Annotated in this window: 24 protein-coding genes and 3 pseudogenes; 10 read left to right on the forward strand and 17 right to left on the reverse strand. The window is 61.2% G+C overall.

The genetic code is table 11. The annotated features are described in order from the left end of the window. Window positions 1–293: 293 nt before the first annotated feature. The 4 genes from AC0L15_RS05085 to AC0L15_RS05100 all read right to left on the reverse strand — a co-directional run bounded on the left by AC0L15_RS05085 (window position 294) and on the right by AC0L15_RS05100 (window position 4581). Window positions 294–689, reverse strand: a complete 396-nt coding sequence (locus AC0L15_RS05085) for a (R)-mandelonitrile lyase (protein WP_287246796.1) — start codon at window positions 687–689, stop codon at window positions 294–296. Window positions 690–826: 137 nt separating this feature from the next. After that, entirely contained in the window at window positions 827–2944 is a 2118-nt protein-coding gene (locus AC0L15_RS05090; RefSeq protein ID WP_473495969.1) for a xanthine dehydrogenase family protein molybdopterin-binding subunit, read from the reverse strand. Further along, a complete protein-coding gene (locus tag AC0L15_RS05095) occupies window positions 2941–3939 on the reverse strand; it encodes an FAD binding domain-containing protein (RefSeq protein ID WP_287246797.1) in 999 nt (332 codons plus the stop codon). The genes AC0L15_RS05090 and AC0L15_RS05095 overlap by 4 nt, the downstream gene beginning before the upstream one ends. Before the next feature lie 3 nt (window positions 3940–3942). After that, window positions 3943–4581 carry a (2Fe-2S)-binding protein gene (locus AC0L15_RS05100; RefSeq protein WP_287246798.1) on the reverse strand — a complete coding sequence of 213 codons (639 nt, stop codon included), beginning with the start codon at window positions 4579–4581 and terminating at the stop codon, window positions 3943–3945. Window positions 4582–4923: 342 nt separating this feature from the next. On the opposite strand from AC0L15_RS05100, the gene AC0L15_RS05105 reads away from it, so the two are divergent. Continuing rightward, window positions 4924–5817: a LysR family transcriptional regulator gene (locus AC0L15_RS05105; RefSeq protein ID WP_473495970.1), complete on the forward strand. Its 894-nt coding sequence runs from the start codon at window positions 4924–4926 to the stop codon at window positions 5815–5817. Between the two features lie 59 nt (window positions 5818–5876). On the opposite strand, the gene AC0L15_RS05110 is transcribed toward AC0L15_RS05105, so the two are convergent. Next, window positions 5877–6515 (reverse strand): ribbon-helix-helix domain-containing protein, encoded by a 639-nt coding sequence (locus AC0L15_RS05110; RefSeq protein WP_287246800.1) that lies wholly within the window; start codon window positions 6513–6515, stop codon window positions 5877–5879. Continuing rightward, window positions 6505–6651, reverse strand: a pseudogene (locus AC0L15_RS05115) (HlyD family type I secretion periplasmic adaptor subunit); the annotation flags it as partial. The pseudogene AC0L15_RS05115 and the gene AC0L15_RS05110, both read right to left, overlap by 11 nt. A 282-nt stretch (window positions 6652–6933) precedes the next feature. On the opposite strand from AC0L15_RS05115, the gene AC0L15_RS05120 reads away from it, so the two are divergent. Beyond that, window positions 6934–7545 (forward strand): hypothetical protein, encoded by a 612-nt coding sequence (locus tag AC0L15_RS05120; protein WP_287246801.1) that lies wholly within the window; start codon window positions 6934–6936, stop codon window positions 7543–7545. 204 nt (window positions 7546–7749) lie between these two features. Here AC0L15_RS05120 and AC0L15_RS05125 read toward each other — a convergent pair whose 3' ends face one another. The 10 genes from AC0L15_RS05125 to AC0L15_RS05170 all read right to left on the reverse strand — a co-directional run bounded on the left by AC0L15_RS05125 (window position 7750) and on the right by AC0L15_RS05170 (window position 15956). After that, entirely contained in the window at window positions 7750–8337 is a 588-nt protein-coding gene (locus AC0L15_RS05125) for a hypothetical protein (protein ID WP_287246802.1), read from the reverse strand. Further along, window positions 8334–8924, reverse strand: coding sequence for a L,D-transpeptidase (locus AC0L15_RS05130; protein ID WP_287246803.1), 591 nt, complete (start codon window positions 8922–8924; stop codon window positions 8334–8336). The genes AC0L15_RS05125 and AC0L15_RS05130 overlap by 4 nt, the downstream gene beginning before the upstream one ends. Continuing rightward, the gene (locus tag AC0L15_RS05135; protein ID WP_473495971.1) at window positions 8908–10071 is read right to left on the reverse strand and encodes a CpaE/TadZ family protein; all 1164 of its coding nucleotides are present in this window, start codon (window positions 10069–10071) and stop codon (window positions 8908–8910) included. The genes AC0L15_RS05130 and AC0L15_RS05135 overlap by 17 nt, the downstream gene beginning before the upstream one ends. Then, window positions 10068–10715, reverse strand: coding sequence for a TadE/TadG family type IV pilus assembly protein (locus AC0L15_RS05140; protein ID WP_287246805.1), 648 nt, complete (start codon window positions 10713–10715; stop codon window positions 10068–10070). The genes AC0L15_RS05135 and AC0L15_RS05140 overlap by 4 nt, the downstream gene beginning before the upstream one ends. A 2-nt stretch (window positions 10716–10717) precedes the next feature. Beyond that, window positions 10718–11245 carry a TadE/TadG family type IV pilus assembly protein gene (locus AC0L15_RS05145; protein WP_287246806.1) on the reverse strand — a complete coding sequence of 176 codons (528 nt, stop codon included), beginning with the start codon at window positions 11243–11245 and terminating at the stop codon, window positions 10718–10720. A 5-nt stretch (window positions 11246–11250) separates the two neighbouring features. Beyond that, window positions 11251–12783 (reverse strand): TadE/TadG family type IV pilus assembly protein, encoded by a 1533-nt coding sequence (locus AC0L15_RS05150; RefSeq protein WP_287246807.1) that lies wholly within the window; start codon window positions 12781–12783, stop codon window positions 11251–11253. Window positions 12784–12837: 54 nt separating this feature from the next. Beyond that, the gene (locus AC0L15_RS05155) at window positions 12838–13128 is read right to left on the reverse strand and encodes a hypothetical protein (protein WP_287064117.1); all 291 of its coding nucleotides are present in this window, start codon (window positions 13126–13128) and stop codon (window positions 12838–12840) included. Then, window positions 13112–14560 carry a type II and III secretion system protein family protein gene (locus tag AC0L15_RS05160; protein WP_287238387.1) on the reverse strand — a complete coding sequence of 483 codons (1449 nt, stop codon included), beginning with the start codon at window positions 14558–14560 and terminating at the stop codon, window positions 13112–13114. Before AC0L15_RS05160 ends, AC0L15_RS05155 begins: the two co-directional genes overlap by 17 nt. Window positions 14561–14603: 43 nt before the next feature. Further along, window positions 14604–15641 carry a Flp pilus assembly protein CpaB gene (cpaB, locus tag AC0L15_RS05165; protein ID WP_287246808.1) on the reverse strand — a complete coding sequence of 346 codons (1038 nt, stop codon included), beginning with the start codon at window positions 15639–15641 and terminating at the stop codon, window positions 14604–14606. Window positions 15642–15737: 96 nt separating this feature from the next. Then, window positions 15738–15956 (reverse strand): Flp family type IVb pilin, encoded by a 219-nt coding sequence (locus tag AC0L15_RS05170; RefSeq protein ID WP_287238383.1) that lies wholly within the window; start codon window positions 15954–15956, stop codon window positions 15738–15740. A gap of 520 nt (window positions 15957–16476) precedes the next feature. On the opposite strand from AC0L15_RS05170, the gene AC0L15_RS05175 reads away from it, so the two are divergent. The 6 genes from AC0L15_RS05175 to AC0L15_RS05200 all read left to right on the forward strand — a co-directional run bounded on the left by AC0L15_RS05175 (window position 16477) and on the right by AC0L15_RS05200 (window position 21551). Next, window positions 16477–17865 (forward strand): CpaF family protein, encoded by a 1389-nt coding sequence (locus AC0L15_RS05175; protein ID WP_287238382.1) that lies wholly within the window; start codon window positions 16477–16479, stop codon window positions 17863–17865. Further along, entirely contained in the window at window positions 17865–18836 is a 972-nt protein-coding gene (locus AC0L15_RS05180) for a type II secretion system F family protein (protein WP_287238381.1), read from the forward strand. Before AC0L15_RS05175 ends, AC0L15_RS05180 begins: the two co-directional genes overlap by 1 nt. 18 nt (window positions 18837–18854) lie before the next feature. After that, window positions 18855–19805, forward strand: coding sequence for a type II secretion system F family protein (locus AC0L15_RS05185; protein WP_287246809.1), 951 nt, complete (start codon window positions 18855–18857; stop codon window positions 19803–19805). Between the two features lie 57 nt (window positions 19806–19862). Beyond that, window positions 19863–20405, forward strand: a complete 543-nt coding sequence (locus AC0L15_RS05190) for a tetratricopeptide repeat protein (protein WP_473495972.1) — start codon at window positions 19863–19865, stop codon at window positions 20403–20405. A 9-nt stretch (window positions 20406–20414) separates the two neighbouring features. After that, window positions 20415–20939, forward strand: a complete 525-nt coding sequence (locus tag AC0L15_RS05195) for a prepilin peptidase (RefSeq protein WP_287238377.1) — start codon at window positions 20415–20417, stop codon at window positions 20937–20939. A 405-nt stretch (window positions 20940–21344) separates the two neighbouring features. Further along, entirely contained in the window at window positions 21345–21551 is a 207-nt protein-coding gene (locus tag AC0L15_RS05200; protein ID WP_287120178.1) for a hypothetical protein, read from the forward strand. A 627-nt stretch (window positions 21552–22178) separates the two neighbouring features. Here the strand turns inward: AC0L15_RS05200 and AC0L15_RS05205 are convergent. After that, a pseudogene (locus AC0L15_RS05205) lies at window positions 22179–22830 on the reverse strand (hydrolase). A gap of 154 nt (window positions 22831–22984) precedes the next feature. Here AC0L15_RS05205 and AC0L15_RS05210 point away from each other — a divergent pair. After that, complete coding sequence (locus AC0L15_RS05210; protein WP_473495973.1) at window positions 22985–23905, forward strand: LysR family transcriptional regulator; 921 nt, start codon at window positions 22985–22987, stop codon at window positions 23903–23905. 273 nt (window positions 23906–24178) lie between these two features. Continuing rightward, window positions 24179–24354: pseudogene (locus AC0L15_RS05215) on the forward strand (pirin-like C-terminal cupin domain-containing protein); the annotation flags it as partial. Between the last annotated feature and the right edge of the window lie 74 nt (window positions 24355–24428).

Consider the following 24428-nt stretch of genomic DNA (forward strand, 5'->3'; position numbering starts at 1 on the left):
CCGATGCTCCTTCCATCCATGCAAGCCAATGCTACAAGCTCAAGTTAACTTTAGGTCAAGCATTCGTTGCGTGGATCGATGCCGACACGATAGGTCTGGCTCGAGGCGTGATCTTCCCTTCTCCCCTTGTGGGAGAAGGTGGATTGGCGCGCAGCGCCAAGACGGTTGAGGGGTGTTGGACGGAGTGCGGCGGTGCCAAGCTGGAACACCCCTCATCCGACCGAGCTTCGCTCGGCCACCTTCTCCCACAAGGGGAGAAGGGAAGAGGTGCTGACGCCGGGTGCCGCTGACGTTCAGCTGCGGTATTGTTCGTCGCTGACTTTCTCCAGCCATTCGACCGGCTTGCCATCAAGCGATTCCTGGATAGCGAGATGGGTCATCGCCGTGGTCGCAGACGCGCCGTGCCAATGCTTCACGCCAGGCGGAATCCAGACGACGTCACCTGGCCGGATTTCTTCGACCGTCGCGCCTTCGCGCTGGACCCAGCCGAGACCGGCCGTGACGATCAGCGTCTGGCCGAGTGGGTGCGTGTGCCAGGCGGTGCGGGCGCCAGGCTCGAACGTGACGCTGGCGCCACCGACGCGCGCCGGGTCGGGCGCCTGGAAGAGCGGATCGATGCGCACGGCTCCGGTAAAATAATCGGCCGGCCCGGGGCCGGACGGCTGTGATCCAACTCGGGTGATCTTCATTGTCTCATTCCTTCCTTGGACAGAAGCTGCGCCAACCTGGCCTGCGGCAGCCACAGCGGCAAAAGCACTTGTCGCGGCGAGGACGTCCCTGCGGGTGATGATCATGTCTCAAGCCCCTCCGTTTTCGACGAGGTGGGTCAGAGCAGCTTGTCCGGCGTGATCGGCAGTTCGCGGACGCGCTTTCCGGTAGCATGGAAAATGGCATTGGCGATCGCCGGCGCGACGCCGACCAGCGCGATCTCGCCGAGGCCCTTCACGCCGAGCGGGTTCACGTGCGGGTCGTGCTCGTCGACGAAGATCACGTCCATGACAGGCGGCGCGTCGGCGTGCACCGGCACGGCGTATTCGGCGAGATTGGCATTGGTGACGCGCCCGTTGCGGGGGTCGACAACCGAGTGCTCCATGAGGGCCATGCCGATGCCGCCGATCATGCCGCCGATGCACTGGCTGCGCGCGATCTTTGGGTTGACGACGCGGCCGGCGCCATAGGCGCCGACCATGCGCCGCACGCGCGTCTCGCCGAGATCGGGATCGACGGCAACCTCCACGAACACGGCGCCAAAGGCGTGCATGGAAAACCGCTTCGTCTCATCTCCGGGAGCGACGTTGGCCGTTGCCTCGATGACTTGGCCGAGACGCTCCATGGCCTCTTCAAGATCGTTGGAGCCGGCGCGTGCCAGCGCGTCGTCGCGCGCCTTGCGGCAAGCCGCCTGCACCGCACTGCCGACGCTCGCCATGGTCATGGAACCGCCGTGGATAGGGGCGCGCGGCAGGCGGGTGTCGCCAAGCGTGAACTTGACCCGCTCGATCGGCAGGCCCAGCGTGTCCGCCGCGACCTGCGTCATCGATGTCCATGTGCCGGGTCCCATGTCGCTCGCTGCGCTCATCACTTCGGCAGTGCCGTCCGGCAAGAGCCGGGCCATGGCCGAGGCGGGTGTATAGTTCATCGGATAGGTGGCGCTGGCCATGCCCCAGCCAATCAGCGAGCGCCCGTCGCGCATGGAGCGCGGCGCGGCGTTCCTTTGTGCCCACCCGAAACGCTCGGCGGCGGCCCGGTAGCATTCCCTGGTCGAACGGCTCGAGAACGGGAGGTCCTTGAATTCGTCCCGGTCCGGCTCGTTGCGCAACCGCAGTTCGATGGGATCCATGTTCAGCGCGACCGCCAACTCGTCCATGGCCGATTCGAGCGCATACATGCCGCTCGCCTCACCGGGCGCGCGCATGTAGGTCGGCGTGTGGACGTTCATCGGCGCGATGCGATGGCGCGTGTGGACGTTCGGGCAGGAGTGCAGGAACCGGGTCGCGCTGAGCAGCGCCTCGGTGAACTCCTCGTAGGTCGAGGTCTCCTGGTGGCCCTCGTGCCGGATGGCCTGGAGCTGGCCGTCACGGGAGGCGCCAAGCGCGGCCCGCTGCACCGTGTGAGGACGGTAGCCGACGCCGTAATACATTTCGCGCCGCGACAGCACCAGCTTGACTGGCCGTCCGGCTACACGGGCGCCCAGCGCGGCGATCGTGACATGCGGCCAGCAGCGCAGCGCCGAACCAAACGCGCCGCCGACGAAGGGCGAGATGACACGGACGTTCTCGGCAGCGATGCCGAACACGGCGGCGATCTCCTCGGCGACGTTGTGCACCCATTGTGTCTTGTCCCACAGGGTCAGGCTGTCGCCCTGCCATGAGGCAATGGTGGCGAACATCTCTATCGGATTGTGGTTCTCGCGCGGGATCACATAGGTCTGGTCGACCCGGAATTCCGCTTGTTCGAAGGCGCTGTCGGGTTCGCCTCGCCGTATCTCCCACTCCGCCGGTTTCCCGGTAGGCAGAACTGGATCGACGCTTTCCATGTCGGTGGCCGCCGCTTCGTGCCGGTAGGTAACCCGCACGACCTCCGCCGCGTAAACCGCCTGTTCAAGCGTCTCGGCGACCACCAGCGCGATCGGCTGGCCCTGGTGAGTCACTCGGTCGTCCTGCAGCACATGCAGGCGCTCGCCAACGGCTGCGTCCGGGAGGCCCTTATGCGGCTGGTAGGCGAGCCTGGGCGCGTTGCTGTGCGTCACAACCGCGATTACGCCGGGCGCCCGTTCGGCCTCCGCCGTGTCGATGGATGCAATGCGGCCGTTCGCGACAATGCTCCTGACGACGGCGGCATGGGCGAGGTTGGGTACCTCAAACTCGGCGGCATAGGTCGCGGCGCCGGTAACTTTCAGGCGGCCATCGACGCGGCTGACGGATTTTCCGATCAAGGCAGCAGTCATGCGCGTGCTCCCGCGATTTCGACCGCACGCACGATGGCGCGCTGCATGAGTTCGATCTTGAAACCGTTGTGGCCGCGACCCCGTGTGCCGTCTGCTGCGAGCGCCGCCGCCTGGCGGAGCACCGCTGGCTCGAAGTCGGCGCCGGCGAGAGCGGTCTCGACGTTCGACAGGCGCCAGGGTTTCGTTCCAACGCCGCCGAGCGCTACGCGGGCCTGCCGGATGCGAGCGCCGTCCGTCTCGATTGCGACTGCGGCCGAGACCACGGCGAACTCGAAGGAGGCGCGATCGCGTACTTTGAGATAGTGAGACCGCAGTCCTGCCGCCCTGGCCGGGACCGTGATCGCGGTGATCACTTCGCCCGGTTTCAGGACGGTTTCGAGGTGCGGCGTATCGCGGGGAAGGCGATGGAGATCGGAGAGCGGCACGGAACGGTCACCGCCAGTTCCTCGGAGCTCGACCGACGCATCGAGCGCCACCAGGGCAACCGCGAGGTCCGACGGGTGAACGGCGATACAGTTGTCGCTCGTGCCGAGAACTGCGTGCCAGCGGTTCTCGCCGTCCAATGCGGCGCAGCCGGAGCCAGGCACGCGCTTGTTGCATGCCTCGTAGCCGACATCGCGAAAGTAGGGACAGCGTGTGCGCTGAAGCAGATTGCCGCCCATGGTCGCCTGGTTGCGGACCTGCGGGCTCGCCGAATTCAGCAGCGCCTGGGATATCAGAGGGAACTGCTCGACCACAGCTTGATGGGCGGCCACCTCCGCCATCGTGGCGGCGGCGCCAAGCCTCAGGCCTTGCGGACCGATCTCGATGCCGTCGTCGAGAACTCCCGCGAGGCTCACAAGCCGATCCGGTCGGCGGACATTCTCCTGCAGAAGCTGCACCATGTCGGTGCCGCCGGCGATGTATTCGACCGGCGCATCATTGCGGCCGGCTTGAGCGCCGAAGCTGAGTGCGGCAGAGAGATCCCGCGGACGTTCGAGCACAAAGGGATGCATGGCTCAGCCCTCCTGCGACGAGTTGGACACGGCAGCCGCGTCCTGGATGGCCGCGACGATATGGTCGTAGGCGCCGCAACGGCACAGATTGCCGCTCATCCATTCGCGGATCTCCTGCGGCGACCCGGCATGGCCTTCGCTGATGCAGGCGACGCCGGCCATGATCTGCCCCGACGTGCAATAGCCGCACTGGAAGGCATCGCGCTCGATGAAGGACGCCTGCAACGGGTGGAGTTCATCGCCCTGCGCCAATCCTTCGATGGTTTTGATTTCGCGGCCCTGAGCGAGCGCCGCGAGCGAGAGGCACGCCTTCACGCGCATGCCATCCATCAACACCGTGCAGGCGCCGCACTGGCCGAGGCCGCAGCCCTTCTTCGAGCCCGTCAGATGCAGGTGCTCGCGCAGCGCATCCAGCAGCGTCGTGCGCGGGTCGAGCGAAAGCCGGTGCTCCGTCCCGTTGATGCGCAGCGACACATCGAGCGGCGCCGTCGCGGCGCCGGCAGCCTGTGCCAGCGCCGGAGATATAGCTCCGGGCACGAATTGTTCTCCTAAAAGAGCACCGCCAGTCACAGCAGCCGCTTGCATGAGCTCCCGGCGCGTTATGTCCGAACTGGCTGTCGAAGTTCTTTGGCTATCAGACATGTCGATTGTCGCTTTCGTGATGATCCGCCAAATTCGCGGCCCAAGATATGGATGGCCCCCGGCCCGAAGACACGCTGGGTGCGTGTGCGACGCTAAAAGCTTAGGGCGCTTGAGGCGCCTTGATTAGCGCCCGCTCCCCGATAGGACCTATCGGTCGGGGCCATGAATGGCAGCGACGCGAATGAACTGCCGCCGGTTCTTCCTTCATCGTCATTGCTCAGACGGGTTCGCGCCACCGTCCGGGAAATTTGCGGTGCTCTCGGCAATCGCGATCGATTGAGTGTGTGCAGTTCCCTCGATTAGTCCGTATAATCCGCCCAAACTTATGGGGCGAAACCATAAATGCAGCGCGGACGAACAGATATGCTTCTGGCCTTTCTGGCGGTTGCGCGGGAGGGCAGCTTCACGCGCGCCGCTGCGCAGCTCGGAATTTCGCAGTCCACGCTCAGCCACACGGTCCGCGATCTGGAACAGCGGCTGGGCATTCGGCTGCTGACGAGAACGACCCGAAGCGTTTCGACTACAGAGGCCGGCGAGCGGCTGCTGCGCAATATCGGCCCGCGCTTTGAGGAGATCGAGGCCGAGGTCGAAGCATTGAGCGAATTGCGGGAGAAGCCCGCCGGCACCATTCGCCTCACGGCAAGCGATCACGCGCTCAACGCCGTCATCTGGCCGAAGCTGGCGAAGCTCCTGCCGGACTATCCCGACGTCACCGTCGAGGTCTTCCTCGACAACGCACTGACGGATATTGCTGCCGAACGGTTCGACGCGGGCGTGCGAATGGGAGAGCGTGTTGCAAAAGACATGATCGCGGTGCGCGTCGGACCGGACATCCGCTTCGCCGTCGTCGGGACGAAGTCGTATTTCGCCAGGCGGCCGCCGCCAACGACGCCGCAGGAGCTGACCGAACACGTTTGCATCAACCAGCGCTTTTCCATCAATGGCGGGCTTTGGGCCTGGGATTTCGAGCGCGATGGTCGCGAGCTGAAGGTGCGGGTGGACGGCCAGATTGTCCTCAATGGCACCCTCGAGATTCTCGAGGCGGCGCTGGCTGGTTTCGGCCTCGCCTATGTGCCGGAGGATGTCGCGGAGCGTCATCTGGAAAGCGGCCGCCTGATGCGGGTGCTTAAGGAGTGGTCCCCGCCCTGGCCGGGATATCACCTCTACTATCCAAGCCGTCGCCAAGCGTCGCCGGCTTTCGCCCTGCTCGTCGATGCGCTCCGCTTCTCGGGTTGAGGCAATGCAGTGCGAAGCGTCTTCGGCCAGGATTGACCGTTCAGTACCGCCGGAACCGGTCAGCCGAAGACGAACGCCATCAGCAGCTCCGGCTCGATCACCGGCGCCCGCACGACGTTCAATTGACCACGGTACCGACGTTCGCCCGTGCCGAGGACAAATCCGCTGGTGACCGGCGTTTCACCGTTGATGTCGAGGCGCGCAAAAATGTCGGCGACGTTGAGGTCCAACGCCAGCTTGAGGTCGTGCCGCGCATCGTCCTTTGGTCCGGAAGGCAGTTGGCGCTTCACCAGTTGCTGGAACGGAACATTGAAAGTCAGGATCTTCTTCGATGACGTCAAGGCAAATGCAGGCGAGGGGCAGGCAACCAGTATGGCGTTAATTGTCGTTATTGACGCGAGCTTACTCAACGTCACGTTTTCCTTCGCCTGTCCGCGTATGCAGGCTACCCGGATCGCCGATGTCAGATTGCCACTCTGTGCCTGAACTCCGGCTATCTCATCTATGAGCATGCCGATCGAGCACTTCCGGCTCTCAGCCATCTGCTTCAGCGATATCCAAAAAGCCCGCTCCAGACGGATCCCGCGGCGTGTTCCGCCACGCGCCACAACTCGAAATTCCAGGCCAAAATCCTCCTTGGCGAGCGGCAGGAGTCGCTGATCGGTATTGGTGGAGGGAGAGGTGGCGCTAGCGCTCACTCATGGCCTCCTGACGCGCCTTGTTGATCGGCTTCAAAAGGGAACTCAGGATCGTCTTGCGGCTGGTCTTGATGTCGACAGAGCAGATCACGCCCGGGATGATCGGATAAGCCTCGCCATCCCGTTCGATCGTCGAAATCGCAAATGTGATCAGGAGGCCAAGGCGCTTGCCAATGGCCACTTTGATTATCGTATTCGTTTCTACCCCACCCACGCTTCTGCCCGGTACTTTTTATGGCCAAGCCTTCTCACCGAAGCTTTGACAAATTATCCGACAGATTCTTCGAATACGTGAGTGTTTGTTGATCTAGGGCCGGCTAAGAACCGAATTCGGGCCATAAGTTTCGGGAATGTAGCAAAAATGGCACATAAAACGGGCGCTCGCTGCGGTTGCGGCAAGCGCCTGCGCCTGTGATCAATGCTGTTCGCGGCGCTTTCCTTAAGCCTCGCGCAATCTTTGCAGTCTATTCTGCTTGTCGATTGGCGAGGGAACATGACGCGCAAGCCGCTACTGCTTTTTGCCTTCCCGGCTCTCATTCTTCTCATTCTGGCAGGGGAACGAGCAGCGACGTTCCTGCTCGGAACCTATCCGGCCAGCCCTGCCCTGTGGCGGATCTGGGCTGAGTTGCGCCCTTTGGCCACGATGTTCTGGCAGCAGGTCGACCTCTATCTCGGCGGTTCAATGGTCCTTGATGCCGCTATCCTGATCGCCGCATCGATCCTCTGCTGGATGGCTTGCCGGACGAGAAAGTCGGCCGCGTTCTTCCTTGCCAACCACGCCGCTCTGCTCTTCGCCGGGCTGATGATCGCTTCCAGCAGCCATTCTGAAACAGCGAGCACGATAGCGGCGTTCACCGCGCCCAGCGGCCATCCATTCTCGCTGGTGCTCGATTTCACATGGCAGAACAGTCTGGTGCTGGGTCTCGGCACTGCAGCCTGCGCCTACTGTCATTTTGCGTTTCTCTGCGAAGCGCGACAGCGTTCCGAAGCGCTCGCCGTACGGCTTATTGCTCTGCAGCGGGATCTCTAGGACCCCGGGGCACAGCCGTGCCAACTTCGTCATCCCAGGGCGGAGCAAGGAGCGAAGCGACGCGGCGCAGACCCTGGGATGACGAAGTTGAGGTGTTTGGGCTGATCGCAGACGTTGGGTTGGAGATTGGCGGCTGAAGGCCGGCCGACAGCGACCGTCGACAGTCCCTTTCAGGCTAAGAACCAAATCCTCTGTAGAGAGGAACTAGTTGATTTTCTTGTAATGGACCTTGCCGTCAGGCTGCACTATGCGCTGGTAGGAGGCGTTCGGGGGAGGGGGCGCCGCGGCGATCTTCCTTTTGAGCGGGCGCGGCACATCGACGATACTGGGTTCGGTCGCTTCTTCGAGATCGGTGGCTGCTTCCGCCATGGTGCTGGTCGTGATCACGGAAGGCTCCGCAATGCTCGACATGTCGTCGTCACTGTCCAGGGGCAGCTCCTGTTCAAGCCGGGCAATACTGCCTTTGACTTCGTTGAAGCTGCCCTGCAGTTGACTGTCCAGTTTTTCGAACCGGCTTTGAAAGCCGTTGTTGACCGTATCGAGCCGGGCTGCGATCCGTTGCTCGAACGATCCGAGCTGTTCCAGCCGCCGTTCGACAAGGCGCAGATCGTTGATGCCGCGGTAGAAATAGACCGCGGCCGTTACGTTCACCGCCGTGATCAGCAAGGCGCCGGCGGCGACAACGCCGATCATCCTTGCATTGCTCGGTTTCCCCACTGCAGCTTGATCTTCAGTGTGGGTTGCCGGCCCAATGTCGATTGCCGGCATATCCAGGTCGCTGATCATCGTCATTGGACCACCACCTTTGCGCCGACCGAGACGCGCTTGAAAAGATCGATCACATCAGTGTTGGTAAGACGGAAGCATCCCGATGTTCCGTCGAAGCCGATGCCCTTGGGATCGTTGGTGCCGTGGATGCGGTAGAGCGTGTCGCGCCCGTCCCGCAGCAGATAGAGTGCCCTGGCGCCGAGCGGATTGTAGGGACCGGCGGGCACCATTTCCGGCAGCTCCGGCTGGCGGGCGCGCATTTCCCTGGGCGGGCGCCATTCCGGCCATTCCGTTTTCGCCCCGACCTTGACGATGCCGGTCCAACCAAAGCCGTCGCGCCCGACGCTGATCTGGTAGCGCAGCGCCCGGCCCTGCCGGGTCACCAGATAAAGCGCCTTCTCGTCCTTGCGGATGATGATCGTGCCGGGCCGTTCGGCCGTTTGGAGAGCAACCGCCTTGCGCAGGCTGGGACCCATTGCCGGCAGCGGCGGCCGGTCGGACAGCGCGGATCGGGCTTGGGCGAATTCCCAGGCCGGCATCCCCAAGGCCAGTCCGATGACGCAGGCGCCGGCAAGCCTCGGGACGATGCGGTATCTACCGGGCTGCGTCATCGAGCCGCTCTTTGAACATCCGCTTCAGGTCCTTGTTGAAACGCGCCCGCCCGTCCACTTCGGAAGGCAGGATGGCCCGGTTCAGCGCGTCGGTCAGCAGCGCATTGTCCAGGCCGACCGACTTGATGTGCGGCGCCTTGAAGATCTTCTCGAGTTCGCTGCGCGAAAAGTGGTTGCCGAACCATTTGCGCTTATGCTTGTTGGCGACCAGCGTGATGCTCACCGAATTGCCGCGCAGTTCGCGGATCTTCGTGTAGAGCCGCTTGCCTTGCCGCAGCGAGGCGACATTGAGCTCGAAGACGATGAAGATCTCGTCGCTCGTCGAAAGCACGGAATTCTGCCAGGGGGTTTCGATATTCGGCAGGTCAATGACGATGTCGTCGAACCGGTAGGCGACGAGGTCCAGCAGCCGGAACACGAAATCGGCGCCCTGCGGCTCAAACGGCAGTTGCGGCCTCTCGAATGAATAGAGGGTCAGGCCGGACGGGCGAGCGAGCTTGATGACGTCCATCAGTTCGACATCGAGCCTTTCCGGCTGGCCGATAATGCCGGCCAGGTCGAACTGGTTGAACAGGTTGAGATAGGCGCCGCAATTGGCGCTCTGGAAATCGAGGTCGACGAGGCAGGTCGAAGCCGCCCGTTCGGTGGATTTCGAGGCCAGGTATTCCGCCGCCGACAGAGCGATCGTCGTGGCGCCGGCGCCGCCGCTGGCGCTGATGAAAGTGATGATGCGGCTCTTTGTACCCTGGTTGCCGGTGTCGTGGAAGGTGACCGCGTTCAGCAGTTCTTTGGCGTCGAGCGGCTTGTGCAGCCAGTCCGAGGCGTTCATGCGAACCAGGATGCGCGTCTGTTCGGAGGTCAATTCGTCGGAGACCGCGATCAGCGGCACGGTCGCCCACAAGGCGCGCGCCGCGACGATGCCGGGCTCGCCGAGCAACTCGCCATTGGCCAGGTCGAGGATGACGATGCCCGGGCGCGTCTCGGGGGGCGGGCCCTTGAGGAAGTCAGCCGTCTCGGAAATCCTGACATCGTAGATGGCCAGCGCATCGAGCCGCGTCGCCACCTCGCGCTTGAACTGCGGATCCGACGAAAACAGGGCCACCTGCTTTCGTTTGGTCGGGGACACCTTGGTGTTGATGGCGTTCATGGCGATGTGCTCCTCAGGTCTTCGCCTGTAACCGTGCTCAGCATGGAGGGCATGGTGAGATTTCCGAACCCGAGCAGGCCGCCGAGGAAGAAGAACTGGAAGGTCCGGTTCTGCAGGCGGACGGTGATTGTCGGCACCGGACCGCCCATCCGGGTCTGGTAGCCCAAGCCGGTGGCGGAATACGCGATGACAACATTGTCGCGCCGCAAGCCAGGAAAGAAATGACACATTCCAGGCCGCGTAGTGGGTTGCTGGGCTGGGGTGATGATCGGACAGGCATCGTCATTGGTGACTGTCGTGTCGCCCCGAAAGATACGGCTGAAATTGGCGGCATTGAAGGTGCCGCCATTACTGCAAGCCCCTGTGCCAGCAGTATAAGTGCAGGTGAATGGTCCGTAGGCCGCAGCGATGACCGGAGCGCCCGGTGTCGTCGTCGGTGCGGCCGTCGCAAGCGCGGTGGCAACCGGGTCGGAAATAGACGCCAGGCGCGCGCCTAACTGGACGGCCTTGTTGGCGGCGTTCCACTGATAGAGGGCGTAACCGAAATCGACGAAGCCGAGGACAACAGTAAACAGCAGTGTAGATACGATGGCCATCTCCACCATCGTCGCGCCGTCTTCCGATTTTGCGAAACGCCTGATCATGATCAGAACCGGATCAACCGCTCCTCGTGAAAGCCATTGAGGGTCATCGGCCCGATGCCGACCAGCGACAGCATTCCGATGCCGCTATAGGCCAACGTCCCCGCCGCCCTGACGATGCAGACCTGTGCAGTTGTAGCGCGATATCGGGTGACACCTGCGACCACCGCGTCATGGCATGAGCCTGAGGCGGCAATGGTCACTGTCACATTCGCCTTCTGCCAGCCGGCAATGCGCGCACTCCCTGTCCCCGCGGCATCGCCGAATACCGCGATGTTGGTGGCGATATCTGCGCAGTTGATCGCCGCTAGCCCGGCCTTGGTGTACAGCTGGCTGTTGCAGCGCGCGGCAAAGCGCGCCGCGTCCGACAGGCCAGCCTCCATCAGCAGCTTTTTGTGGATCAGATTGCCGAACTCGAACACGCCCGCCGACAACGCCAGCATCAGTGGTGCGATCAGCGCCATTTCTACGAGAGCCGTGCCGCGCTGCTCGCGTCGAAATCTGTGGAGATGATGGTACAGCCCTCCGATCATCGCCATCACCGGTAAAGCTGAGCTTCGTCGCGGAGGAAACTGTCGAGCGTGCCCTGGCCGGCACCGCCGGTTACGTCGACCAGTTCGACCATCACCGACGCGTCCTCAGACGCCGAGGGAACAGGTTCAGTGAGGAAGAAGCTGGCAAAGGCTTCGACGGGCAGATTAGTGCTGTGACCGGACAGATCGTGGCCCGCTGCTTCGAGCGCATTGCAGTTCAGGATCGCGCCATAAAGCAGCCGACGATCAACTGTGGTGACAGGCGGTTGGCAAGCTGCCGACGGTGTCCCAATCTCTCCACCGGTCGATGCGGTGCCCACCAACCCGGCCGATATCTCGTAACGGTACACCTCATAGCGCGTCGGCTTGGTCGTATTCCATGAAGATGGATAGCTAGCTGAACCGAAGTTGGTGCTCCAATAGCCAGAGAAATTCCAATTTCCGTCGCCCATCCGGCCGCCCAGATACGGAGTGGTCGCGTCGCGCGGAAGGCCCATCGTTCCGGCTTCGGTGAATGAAAGTTTGTTCATGGAAGGGCATTGATTAGTGCTGCCGGTGGTCTGTATCGCCCCCTTTCGGACATTGGCGGCCGGACCGTACTCGGGGCTGTCGAAGTGGTTACCGTTGGCTCCAATCCCGAAACGAACGTTGAAGGCATCTTGCACCGGGCCGGCATTCTGACCGGTCTTCGTCGTTACGTTCTCGGCATTGTAGCAGCCGACCGGGGTTGACGTCGCGATCGTCTGGGCCAGCGCTTGAGCTCCGTTTCCGACGCCTTGCGGGGGCTCGAGGAAGCCAAAGTTGCCTGGACCAGCGGCAGCCCCGTTTCCGACCTTCCGCAGTTCGATCAGCCTGCGACGGACGGCCGGATTGGCAACGGCCTGCTCAAGCGTATAGCCGCCGGCATTGTTTGTCCCGTTCACCATCTCATAGGGGTTGCACATGAAGACCGGTGTGAAATCGCAGACGCCGGAGGTGAAGCCCGCTACCGCGACTGCCCCGACATTGAAGCTGTCGCTGGCGCCGGATGTCACAAATGAGGCGGGAAAGATCGCGGCAAACCCTTGGGGAGCGACTGTCACCTGGATGAACCGTGTTTCCGCCTCTCCGACAGCCTGGATGGCATCCGCAAGATAGTTGGCCTGATTGGCCGCTGTAATCCTAGTTCCGTCGTTGGCAGGGATCGCCTTGAGGAAGCACCAGGAAATGTTGCCAGCATTGTTGCAGGGCTGTGTGCCCCCCGGCTGACCGGAGGTAAGGGTGAACCTGCCTGCCGTGGAGAAATTGCTTTCATTGTCTACGAGTGTCGCCATAGCGCGTTCGGCCCGCGCCCAGGAACCGCTGCTTCCGTCCAGTTCCGCTGCCGCCGCGAGCGCAAACGCATCCGCCCCCTTCTGAAGATCGTTGTGAAGGTTGTTGACCCGGCTCATATCGATCGCCAGCAGGGAAAAGCCGATGATCGCCGGCAGCGTGATGCTGACCAGTATCAGCGCTATTCCCCTCTGATCGTGCCAGAACGCGCGAACAATCCGCAGCATGGCCCTTGCTCCCCTGACGCCAGTCGCTTTGCCTGACGCTAAACCCGCACCCTTCTATTCAACCCCGGTGTTGCCGACGTTGACCGTTATGGCCGGCGGCGGCGGTGGTGGTGGTGGAAATTTGTAACTCTGGGCAACAGCGGCAGCGCGCGCGCCGTCGCCTTCGATCGCCGTGTTCCTGGAGGCCGGATTGAGCGGATCGACCGTCTGCAGCAGCGAATTGTATTTCTGCGTGTCGCCGGCAGCCAGTGTCACCGTTTCGTAATTGTTCAGGTAGTCGGCGGCGCAGCCCGTCAGCCCGCCGGCGCACAAAAGCAGGATCAAGGCGCTATTTCTTTTTGACATAGATCATCTTGTCCTTGGATTTCAGGTCGAGCATGTGGCCATAGGGGCCGACCACGCCTTCGCCCAGTTCATATTTGCGAACCATGTCCTTGGTCACTTCGAGCTGACCGAGGATGAAGAGTTCCGGGTCGTTGGCGGGCCGCGTCTTGTCGAACGGCGTCGCCAGTTGTTCCCCGGGCTTTACCGGCCGCACAATACGCGGCGTCACGATCACGACCAGTTCGGTCTCTTCCTTCTGGTTGCTTGAATTCCGGAACAGCGTCCCGACGATCGGGACCTGGCCGAGCCACGGCACCTGCCGCTGGATCTTGGTGTTCTTGCTGGACAAAAGACCGCCGACCGCGAAGCTCTGGCCGTCGCGCAACTCGACGACGGTAGACAGCTTGCGGTTGGTGAAGATCGGGTCACCGGCGGTGGTGAAGCCGGTGAGGTCGCTGACTTCCGGAGCCAACCTGATGTTGATCTTGTCGTTGGCGAGCACGACCGGCGTGAACAGCAGATTGACGCCGAACTGCTTGTATTCGATGCTGATCTCGCCATCACCGTCGTCGACGCGGATAGGTACTTCGCCGCCGGCATTGAAGCTGGCAACCTCACCGGAAAGAGTGGTGAGGTTGGGTTCGGCTAGGGTGCGCACCACGCCCTTGGCCTCGAGCGCCTCGATGATCAGGTCGACCTTGATGTTGCTGTCGATGACGCGGGTGATCAGCGCCGCGAACGGGTTGGTGTTCGAAAGAAGGCCGGTAAGCAGACCGCCCGGCCCCAGCACCACATTGTCCTCATCGACGGCGGCAATCCCCGTCCCGGTGCGGGTCGTGCCGCTGCCATTGGTGCTCCTGATCGAGACGCCAAGATCACGGCCGGCATTGCGCTTGGCCTCCAGCACCCGCACTTCGAGGTTTACTTGCTGGCTATCGTCGACGGTCACTGCGTTTATGATCGCGTCGGGGCCATATTGCTGGGCGACCTCCATGATCGCCGCCAGCGTGGCGCCGTCCTTGACATGGCCGCCAAGCCTGACCTTGCCGTTGATAGAACCGATATCGATGCGCGACCTGGGCGCCACCTGCCGGATCGCTTGCGCCATGTCGCTCACGTCGACGCCGACCTCGATCTGGATCACGCCAAGCGAGCGCTTGTCTTCTGAAAAGAGGTTGACGGTGGTGGTGCCGGCGGTCTTGCCGATGACATAGAGCGTCCGGTCGGTCATTGGCTGGGCGTCGGCGATCTTCTCGTCGCCGACGACGATGTCGCCCAGCGTGGCGTTCACCTGGATCGTCACCGACTGCGACATGGGCAGGAAAATGCGGTGGACGCTGGGGTTCGATACATCGATCTTGCGATCGGCTGCATGAGCAGCAAGATCGATCGGCAGTAACATGACCGAACAGGCCAGCGCGGCAGCCGCCAGTGGTCCCCGGAACATGCGCATCTAGACTACCCCCCTTGCCGATTCGTTCGGCAATACCCTAGCGTTATTTTTGTCGCGGCACGTCGTAGGATTCGAGCTTCACACCCCTGAAGACGCCGATTGTCGCACGCGCCGGCGGCTCCGGCTGCACATATTTGATCACTTCCTTAACCACTTCTTGCACCTGGGGTGCTGAGGCCACTGCCGGAACGGGTTTTGCGCTGCTCAACAGGTCGAGCCTGCTTCCCACCCGTTCCACGGCCTGGGTCAGCCCATTGATCTTGTCGTCCGCGCGCTTACGTTCGGCTGCGGCTTCAGCCTCGGCTATTGCCTGCTTGGCGAGTTCGGCCTGCCTTGCGGCGACGTCGGCCGGCGTGTCGCCGGTCAGGTCGGAAAGCGTGACGCGTTCGGTCGTTTCGCCGCTGCTGGCGGCGGCCTGGCGAAGCGCTAGCGACAACTGGCCGGCACCGGCGGCCAGGGTAAGCTTCTGGGCGTCCCTGGTGCTGGCCTCGAGCGTCACCGATTTCACCACAGTCGGGCTCTCCGTGCTCTCGTCGGCGACCTGGTCGACGGCGAGCACCTTCATGCTCTGCAGCAGCACGTCGACAAAACTTCTGTCCGCGCCGCCTTCGCCACGCGCCGTACGCGTCAAAAGCACGTCGACCCGGTCGCCGGGGAAGACAAATCCGGCGACGCCGAGCACATCGTTGACCCTGATAGAAACAGCTTTCATACCTTCGCCGAGCACCGCCGAAAGCGTGGCGCGCTGGCCGGGACCGGTGATCTTGGTTGCGAGAATGGGCTCGTTAGTGCCGATCGCTTGCAGCGCCTGTTTTGTGCCGTCGCCGGCCAGGGCTTCTTTGGTCGTCTTGAACGCGCCGGCCGGAACCGCACCCGCCGGCCATGCAATTTCGCGCAACTTATCGGCGGTGAGCGTGTCTCCGAATTTCAGCGCGACGGCAGCCACGACGACCGTGTCGCGTTGGACATCTCCCTTCGCCATGGCGCTGCGCTGGCTGGCCAGCCAGATATTGGCAAGCACCACCGCCAGAACGCCGAACACGCCGGCGAGAACGATCATGATAACTGTATTGGCGCGCATAGACCCAAGCCCCAAGCCCACAGTGCGGGAATTCGTCTGCCGAGATTGAATTCAGGCCCGGATCGGACGATCCGGGCCTGAATTGTGATTAGGCGGTCAGCTTCCTGTGCCCGCAGCCGCGTTGCAGGTGCCAACACTCGTGCCGTCGAGCGCGGTGCAGAGACCCGCGAAACGACCCGTGACCCAGCCGCCGATGGCAATAACGGTCAGAACGACCGCAACAGCGATGATGCCGAGAAGGATGGAATATTCGACCATAGCAGCGCCGTTTTCGTCGTCGCGGAACTGCCGGGTCATCGTCATGAGCTTCTTCATGCCAATTTCTCCCTTTGGAGGTTTGAACCCGACGAGACGAGCCAAGGATGAAATCCATACCCAAGCATCCCCCGTCATCTCGATCTAAGTCCCGACGAAAATCAGAGTCAAATGGGATTAACGATTGCTTAACTTTCCTATACATGATTTGGCAAGAATATTGCCCGACCTCAGGCGGACCAAAACATTGATTCGGCTCGTTTTTCAACCCGTCTTAACCATTCGTTCACAATTTGGCCGTGGTATGGCGGAAGTGGGGCAGCATTAGCGATGCTGCATATCCCTTTATATCTAAGGCCTTAGGTGGGCTCCATGACGCCTTTGTGGCAGAAAAGCACTGTGCATTGAAATGCGAGTCCTCGTTTTCCCTAGGACAGCGGCGCTGACCAAATAAACGTCGCGTTTTCTGATGCTTGATCTTAACTATGTCTGAAGTATTAAGTTGCATGGTGCGGCTGGCGCTTGTGCCAAGCTTGGTTAACGCTTAGTTTCAGCGTGGGGACTAAACGGGGGAAGCGTCATGCTGGGTCGATTCACAAAAGGGCCAGGCGAACCGCGGATTGAGCCAAAGCTTGAGCCGATTGCGGTATTGCCTGTTGCGCCGGCGCTTTCCCCTGCAGCCGACACCGAATCGAATGGCGACCATTTCCTGACGCTCAAGGTTGAACTGCACAGTCACCTGATCGACCGGTTCAATCTTGCCACACTTGAAACCGCATCGAAGGACGAAATCCTTAACGAGATCCGGCCGATCGTGCGCGAATTCGTGCGCGCTCGCGCCGTGCCGCTGAATGCTCGCGAACTCGATCGGCTGACCAGCGAGACCGCCGACGAGATGCTCGGGCTGGGGCCGATCGAGCCGCTGCTCAAGGACGACTCGATCACCGACATATTAATCAATACCCATAAGCGCGTCTTCATCGAGCGGCGCGGCATGATCGAGGAGACCGAAATCCGCTTTCGCGACGAGGCGCACCTGCTGCGCGTCATCAACAAGATCGTTTCGGCCATCGGCAGGCGCGTCGATGAATCGGCGCCGATGGTCGACGCGCGACTGGAAGACGGCTCGCGTGTCAACATCGCGGTGCGGCCGATCTCGGTCGACGGCCCATTGGTGTCGATCCGCAAATTCTCGAAGAATCCCTATTCGCTCGAACGTCTGATGGTGTTCAATTCAATCCGCCAGCCGATGATCGATCTTCTGCGCATTGCCGTGCAGGCACGCAAGTCGATCCTGGTTTCAGGCGGCACCGGCAGCGGCAAGACCACCCTGCTCAACGCGCTGTCGAGCTATATCCCGGCCAGGGAGCGCCTGATCACCATCGAGGACGCCGCGGAACTGCAACTGCAGCAGCCGCATGTCGGCCGGCTGGAGACGCGTCCGCCCAATGTCGAGGGAAAAGGCGAGGTCCGCCAGCGCGAACTGCTTAAGAACGCGCTGCGCATGCGGCCCGACCGCATCATCGTCGGCGAGGTTCGCGGCGAGGAAGCCTTCGACATGCTGCAGGCGATGAACACCGGCCATGAAGGTTCGATGACCACAATCCATGCCAACACGCCGCGCGATGCAATATCGCGGCTGGAACAGATGGTCGGCATGGCCGGCATGCCGATGACCCATGAGTCCATTCGAGCGCAGATCGCGTCGGCCATCGACATCATCGTGCAGACGCAGCGTCTTGCGGACGGTGGCAGGCGTGTCGTTTCCATCTCCGAACTGACCGGCATGGAAGGCAATGTCGTCCAGCTTCAGGAAATTTACCATTTTGTTCGCCGGGAGGTGACGCCGGAAGGAAAGATCATCGGCGATTTTCGCGCTACTGGCGTCCGTCCACGCTTTGCCCCGGAGGCAGCAACGTTGGGCCACCACTTCGCCAAGGATGCTTTCAATCCGCAGGTTGCCCTCTGATGCCTACCGGTCAGACTTTGCTCTACTTTATTTACGTGCTTGCGGCGGCATCGGTTATTCTCGCCGGCGAGGCTATGTATCTTTCTTTTGCCAAGAGCCGGTCACGGATTGGCGCGATCAACCATCGGCTGAGGCGGCTTGCTGATGACGTTCCGGCCGAACGGACCCTGCAAGGATTGCTGCGCGAGCGCGGGCTGACAGCCTCGGGCGACTTTCTCTTTGGCCTGATCTGGCTGAACAGGCTCTATACCCAGTCCGGCATTACCGGGAATCCGCTGTCTTTCGCCGCGAAGTTCCTTCTAGCAGGGCTGGCACCGGCGTTGCTGCTCTCGATATTTCTAGGCTTCTCGACCTTGGTGTCGTCCATTGTTTTTGTAGTTGTCGGATTTGTGCTGCCGCTTCTGGTTCTTCGCCGCGCTCGCAACAAGCGGATACAGAAATTCGCGAAGCAACTCCCTGACGCACTCGACATGATCGTTCGTTCGCTGCGCGCCGGACATCCAGCTTCCGTGGCGGTTGGTCTCGTCGCCCGCGAAATGCCCGATCCGCTCGGTACCGAATTCGGCATCGTTTCCGACGAGATTACCTTTGGCCTCAGCATGGAACAGGCGGTGCGGAAACTTTCGCAGCGTGTCGGCTTCGAGGGCCTTCATCTATTGTCGGTATCGCTGTCGATCCAGGCCAAGACCGGCGGCAATTTGACTGGGATCCTGTCCAATCTTTCGTCAGTGCTGCGCGAAAGGCAGAAACTCAGGATGAAGATCAGGGCGCTTTCGGCCGAAGGCCGTGTATCGGCATGGATCATCTCGCTGTTCCCGATCGTGATGTTCCTGACGCTCCAGCTTGTTGCCCCGGCCTACTACGGCACCGTCTGGGGCGATCCGATCATCTTTCCTGTGTTCCTGATTTTCGGGACGTGGGCGCTGTTTGGTGACTTTATCATGTATCGAATGGTCAATTTCGACTTCTGACAGGTGCGAGACATAATCTTGTTTTCGGCTATTCAGGATCTCAGCGTTCTGGTCTCCATTGCCGTCTTCGTGGCGGCGGTGGCCCTGTTCCTGTTCGGCTCCCTCGTCTTTTTGCCGGCACTGCAGACGCGGAAGCTGGTCGCACAAAGCCTGATGGCTGAAGGTATTGCCGATCGCCGTTCGCTCGTTGGACAGGAACAGCTTGCCAAGATCGCAGCGCAGCGGCCAGTCGATGCATATTTTCGATCAATCGAAAAGGAGCGGGACCAACCCAGCGCCTTGGACGCGAAGCTCTTCCGCGCCGGCTTTTATCAATCGAGCGCTCCGCTCATTTATACTTTGTCGCGGCTTGGCGCGGTCTGTGTCGGCTTTCTGGCCGCCTATGCGCTGTTATCGCGGGTGCTCCCAGCGCAACTCCCCAGTTTGGTACCGTTGATCGGTTCCGCCTTGTTCGGGCTCGCCTGTCTCGTGGTTCCAAGCGTCATGCTCGATCGCTTCGAGAAACGACAAAAGCAGGTCTACCGCCGCGGTTTTCCTGATTTCATGGACATGATGATAACCTGTGCCGACGCAGGCATGAGCCTGGAGGCGGCGGTCGAGCGCGTGAGCCAGGAACTGGCCGGCACGCACAAATGGCTAGGCATTCAACTGTCGATCATGACGCTGCAACTGCGGGCCGGCAAGCCGTTGCGGGAAGCACTGCGCGAACTCGCTGACCGCGTCGGACTTGACGAAGCGCGGGCTTTGGCAGTGCTGTTTCGGCAATCGGAAGAACTCGGCACCAGCCTGACCGAGGCTCTGCGCGTCTATAGCGACGAAATGCGCAGCCAGAGAATTCTGAGTGCCGAGGAGCGTGCCAATTCGCTGCCGGTCAAAATGATGATCCCCTTGGGACTGTGCATCTTCCCGGTGGTGATGATGATCATCATGTTGCCGGTGATCATTCGCATGAGGGGTGTTTTCTTCTAGGCACGTCTGTGCTTTGGTCGAAATACAGAGTCGGAGAGAACTCTTTTGGGGGACGAAATGACAGGGCCAATGCGCCTCGCGGCCGTAGCCGGTTTGCTGCTCATCGTGCTTTCCGGCTGTCAGACGGCTGATAGCGGCGTCGTCCGCACCAACGAGCCCTCGAAAGGTGATGTGACAGCCTTTGGCGATGCTTTCGACGGTCTGAAGACGGTCAGCGACGTCGAGTACTATGCCTCCGACCAGGCTGTTGCCGAAGCCAAGAACCAGTTCCGCGCGGAAAACTACGGCAATGCCGGCGCCCTGTTCTACAAGGCGACGCAACTGGCGCCCAACGATGGCGGTGCCTGGATGGGCTTGGCCGCCTCCAGCGATCGCATCCGCCGCTTCGACCTCTCCGACCACGCCTATCGCCAAGCCTACCGGCTGGTCGGCGGGACGCCCGAATATTACAACAATGTCGGCTATTCCTACCTGCTGCGCGGCAAGCTGCAGGACGCGCGCAGCAGTTTCCTCAAGGCCTATGAGCTGGCGCCCAACGATCCGACCGTGGCCAACAATCTGAAGCTCCTGTCGTCCAGCGTAAAGAATCTCGAGCGGTAAGGCGATAGCATGTTGCTCGCCGCATCGCTGCTGCTGAAGGGGCTAGCTATTCCTTTGCTGGCAAGGATTGCCTGGCTCGACTTCACCACCCAGAAGATATCCAACCAGAATGTGCTGCTGCTGCTTTGCCTGGGTCTGGGCTCGCTGCAGCTCCTGTCGGTGCAATCCGGGTCGTGGTGGGACATGGGCCTGAGCGCAATCGCCGGCCTTTTATTGTTCGTTGCGCTGTTTCCGTTCTGGGCTTTGCGCAAGGTCGGGGCCGGCGACGTCAAGCTGATGGCGGTGGTGCCGTTGCTGATCGGCGGCAGCGGCCTCCTTGTGTTCTCCGTACTGCTGCTGGTTTTCGCGCTCGCCACAGCGTTGATCGTCAAAAATCCGTTCATGCTGCCCGCAGGCGCTTTCCGCCTCTACGTTCAGCACCTGGACCGCAAAGGCGTTGTGCCGTTTGGCGTGCCGATCTCGCTCGCAGCGATCTGCACGATAGGGTTCATGATCTACGTCACCTTGATGCCCCATGCTGGCCCGGCGATCTGAGAGGACAGGACTGCAGCAACTGCCTGGCTGTACATCTCGGGCGTCTATGTTCTCAAGCGGCTCGCGCGCCAGACGCCAGTGCTGAGGTGATGAGCAGCACAATGCCGCTACAGAATCCGAATTCAAGGTCCTGTCCGTTCTTGGCCCGATGTACAGGCTGCGGGTGCTGGGTTTATCATTGTTGGTGGAATTCTGGGGATTCTCGGTTTCTGGCTGGTCCCGATCGCGTTGTCCGTTTTGGTTCCGTACAACAAAGAGGTGTTCGGCTCGTCGCTGATCCTCTTCATAGCGTGGATATTCATCAACGTGCATCACTACTTTCTGGATAACATTATGTGGAGACGAGGCGATCCAGAGCTATCAAAGTATCTGTTCCGCTAGTCATTTGCCGCGGCGATCTTGGTGATGGCCCCTGATAGGCGCCGGCCAGAGCGCAGCCACATCGAGCGTAAGCAGTATGATTTGCACGGCTCGGGCTACTCGCGCTTTGGCGCCGCGCGCCAAGCCAACGGCTATTGCCAAGGCGATCGGCCCGCGCCTGGCGGCAACGCGAATCTTAGCGTCAACGATCGAACCGACTTCATCACAATGAAGGGCGACAAGCGCAATTGAGTCAGGGCATTAAGGCGTACCGGCGCGAAAAAGGGCCTGGCAAGAGGAAAGGCGGAATCGGATCCGAACTGGCCTTGGTGGTCGCGCAAATCCGCCCGGAAACTACGGCAAGCGTCCGAGAAGAAATTTTTTGCGGGATCGAACAGATGTGTTGGCTGGAAAATAGGCAAATTACTCGCTCAGCGAAGGTGATGGCTGAGGCTGAGCGTGCCGAACGCGCCGCGAAGACAGCCAGATTGAAATCGCTTCGTATGGCGACTCAGAGTGACCTAAGGTTTTCATTCCCTGAGGAATTGGATTGTTCTCTGCTTATCGCAGCACTGACTCAAGGCGACTCATCGGCTGATCGGGACCGCCGAATTTCGGGTGTGAGCAAAACAGGCTCCCGCTGCCAGATTTTTTGACGTTCTGATTACCAAATTCTGGCGCAATGGTAGCGATCCCGGATCAAATCTCGCTGTGAGTTCAACAGGCTGCCTCGATGACAGTTTGCGAACTGATGCCTTTCCGAAGCGGCGAGAGCCGATGGTTGCTGAAGTGCTGTGTCGCCTGACTTACGACAATCGGCATCGGCGCAACCCGGGCGGCGGCCCGATGCTCACCGAAATGTTCGCCATCCGGCTCGGATCAGCCTTCGCTCCGCACCGGCGTGTTGAGAAGCTGCTGCTCCCAAAGATACGCGATGCCGCTGCCGCCGAAGTGCTGGATGAGAATCTCGGTCAGCTCCTCGACATGCTCGGTGCGCGCCCAATCGCGTTGCCATTCGCCAGCGCGCGCCATCACGGTCATCACGTTCGCGCCGGCCGCGATCATGCGCTGGATGGCAACTTCGTGAGACTCCTTCGAAATCCCGCCCGACGCGTCGGTGATCACGGTCACGTCCCAGCCTTCGCCGGCGGCCTGGATGACAGGCATTGCGACGCAGACCTCGGTCCACAGGCCGGCGATGATCAGTTGCTTGCGACCGGTCGCCTTGACGACGTTCACCACATTCTCGTCCTGCCAGGTGTTCACCCAGGTGCGATCGATGACTTCCTGGTCCGGAAATACGTCGGTGATCTGCTTAAAGAGAAGTCCACCGCGCGCCGCTATCACGCTGGTGAGAATGGTCGGAACATTGAAGGCTTTTGCTAGCTTCGCCAGCGCGGTCGTGTTGTTGACCACCATATGCGGATCGTGGCTGTTCAGGTTCGCGAGTTGATAAGGTTGGTGGTCGATCAGAACGAGGACCGAGTCTTCAGGACGAAGAAGCGAATCAAAGGCCGTTACGAGGGGTCATAAAAACTTCCTTTCTCTGCCGCTATGGACGGCAATGGGTTCACGGGAGACATACGCCAGCGGGCGACTTTGCCTGGGCGCAATTTGCTGTTCCTTTCCGCGATGCGGTAGTGCCATAGTAGGGCAAGCTGTGTCGCGAAATGAGGAACGCCGAATTGGACATCGAAGACCTACAGACATTCGTTGCAGTGGCCGATGCAGGGGGCGTATCGGCCGCCGCCCGCCGGCTCGGCGTCTCCAAGTCAATCGTCAGTCGGCGGCTCTTTCGGGTTGAAGCGGAGCTTGGCGTCCAGCTTCTTGCACGAACGACCCGCGGCGCCGCGCTCACAGAAGCGGGGATCACGTTTAGGGATCATGCGGCCCGAGCCAGCGCCGAGATCGATACGGCCAGGGAAACGATCCTCCCAACCGGTGAGCTGCGCGGCCGCCTGAGAGTTGCCATGCCACTTACTTTCGGCCCGACCCACTTCGCCCCCGTGCTTGCGGAAATGGCGCATCAGCACCCCCAGCTCCACATCCATACCTCCTACAGCGATCGCTTCGTTGATCTGATCGCAGAGGGTTTCGACTGCGCGATCCGGGTCGGGTACCTTCAGGACTCCAACCTGATCGCGAAGCGCATCGGACCGATCTATGGAAAGCTCGTCGCAAGTCCGGATTATGTCAAAGCAAGCGGTTCACCTCAGACGCCAGATGAGCTCGTCACCCATCAGGCCCTCATGCAGGGGACGGAAGCCTGGCAGTTCATGGATGGCGACAAGATCGTCACAGTTCAGCCGCAGGGCAGATTCAAGGCAGATAACGCTGCGGCGCTTGCCGCCGCCGCAGTGGCAGGTCTCGGCATCGCTTGGCTCCCTGATTGCATCACATATGGCTATGTGACCTCCGGAGCGCTCATTCCGATTATGACACGCTATCCCCCACCTTCGGCAGGCGCGTATGTCGTCCGACCGCCGGGTAAGCACCCGACACGGAAAGTCCGGGTCCTCACCGAGATGCTGATCGAGTACTTCGCACGAAATCCGGACGTTTGGGGTCTCGACCGTCAAAACACGAACGGGGCGAAGCCTTATTAAAGAATTGCGTTCGACGGTCGCTCTCTGCGAGCCGCTGAGCTCGACGACATTGCCCGCACGTTCCACTTACTGCGACACAGCTTGACGTATCACAGGACTAGTTGGGGAGGCGGTCGCTCGCCAGTTTAGGCATTTTGTCGGGCCGAAAGCGCTCTTCCCGCTCGCGGTTCGGATTGGTCGAAATCGGGCATTCGCATCGGCAAGGGCGAGGCTGTCTGGACGGCCTAAGTGAGGATGACGCGCATGAGTTGGAACCCAGCAATCGAACCGGGCGGCGGCGCAACGCTCAGCGGACCGCGCTATATCTGGTGGAACTCGTCGCCTCCTCGAAGGACCGCATCGAAGAAGCGAAGGACGAATGGCGCGCCGAGGACTGGGGCGAGGGACGTTTCGATCTCCCGATCGATGACCGAGATGAGTACATTCCATACCGGACTGACCGGCGCTAAGACTGACCGGCGCTAGAACGAGGTCGCCTGAGTGCACGGACCTGGGCGGTTCAGACGAGATGACGCGTCGCGTG

The sequence above is a fragment of the Mesorhizobium sp. WSM4846 genome (assembly GCF_055811415.1).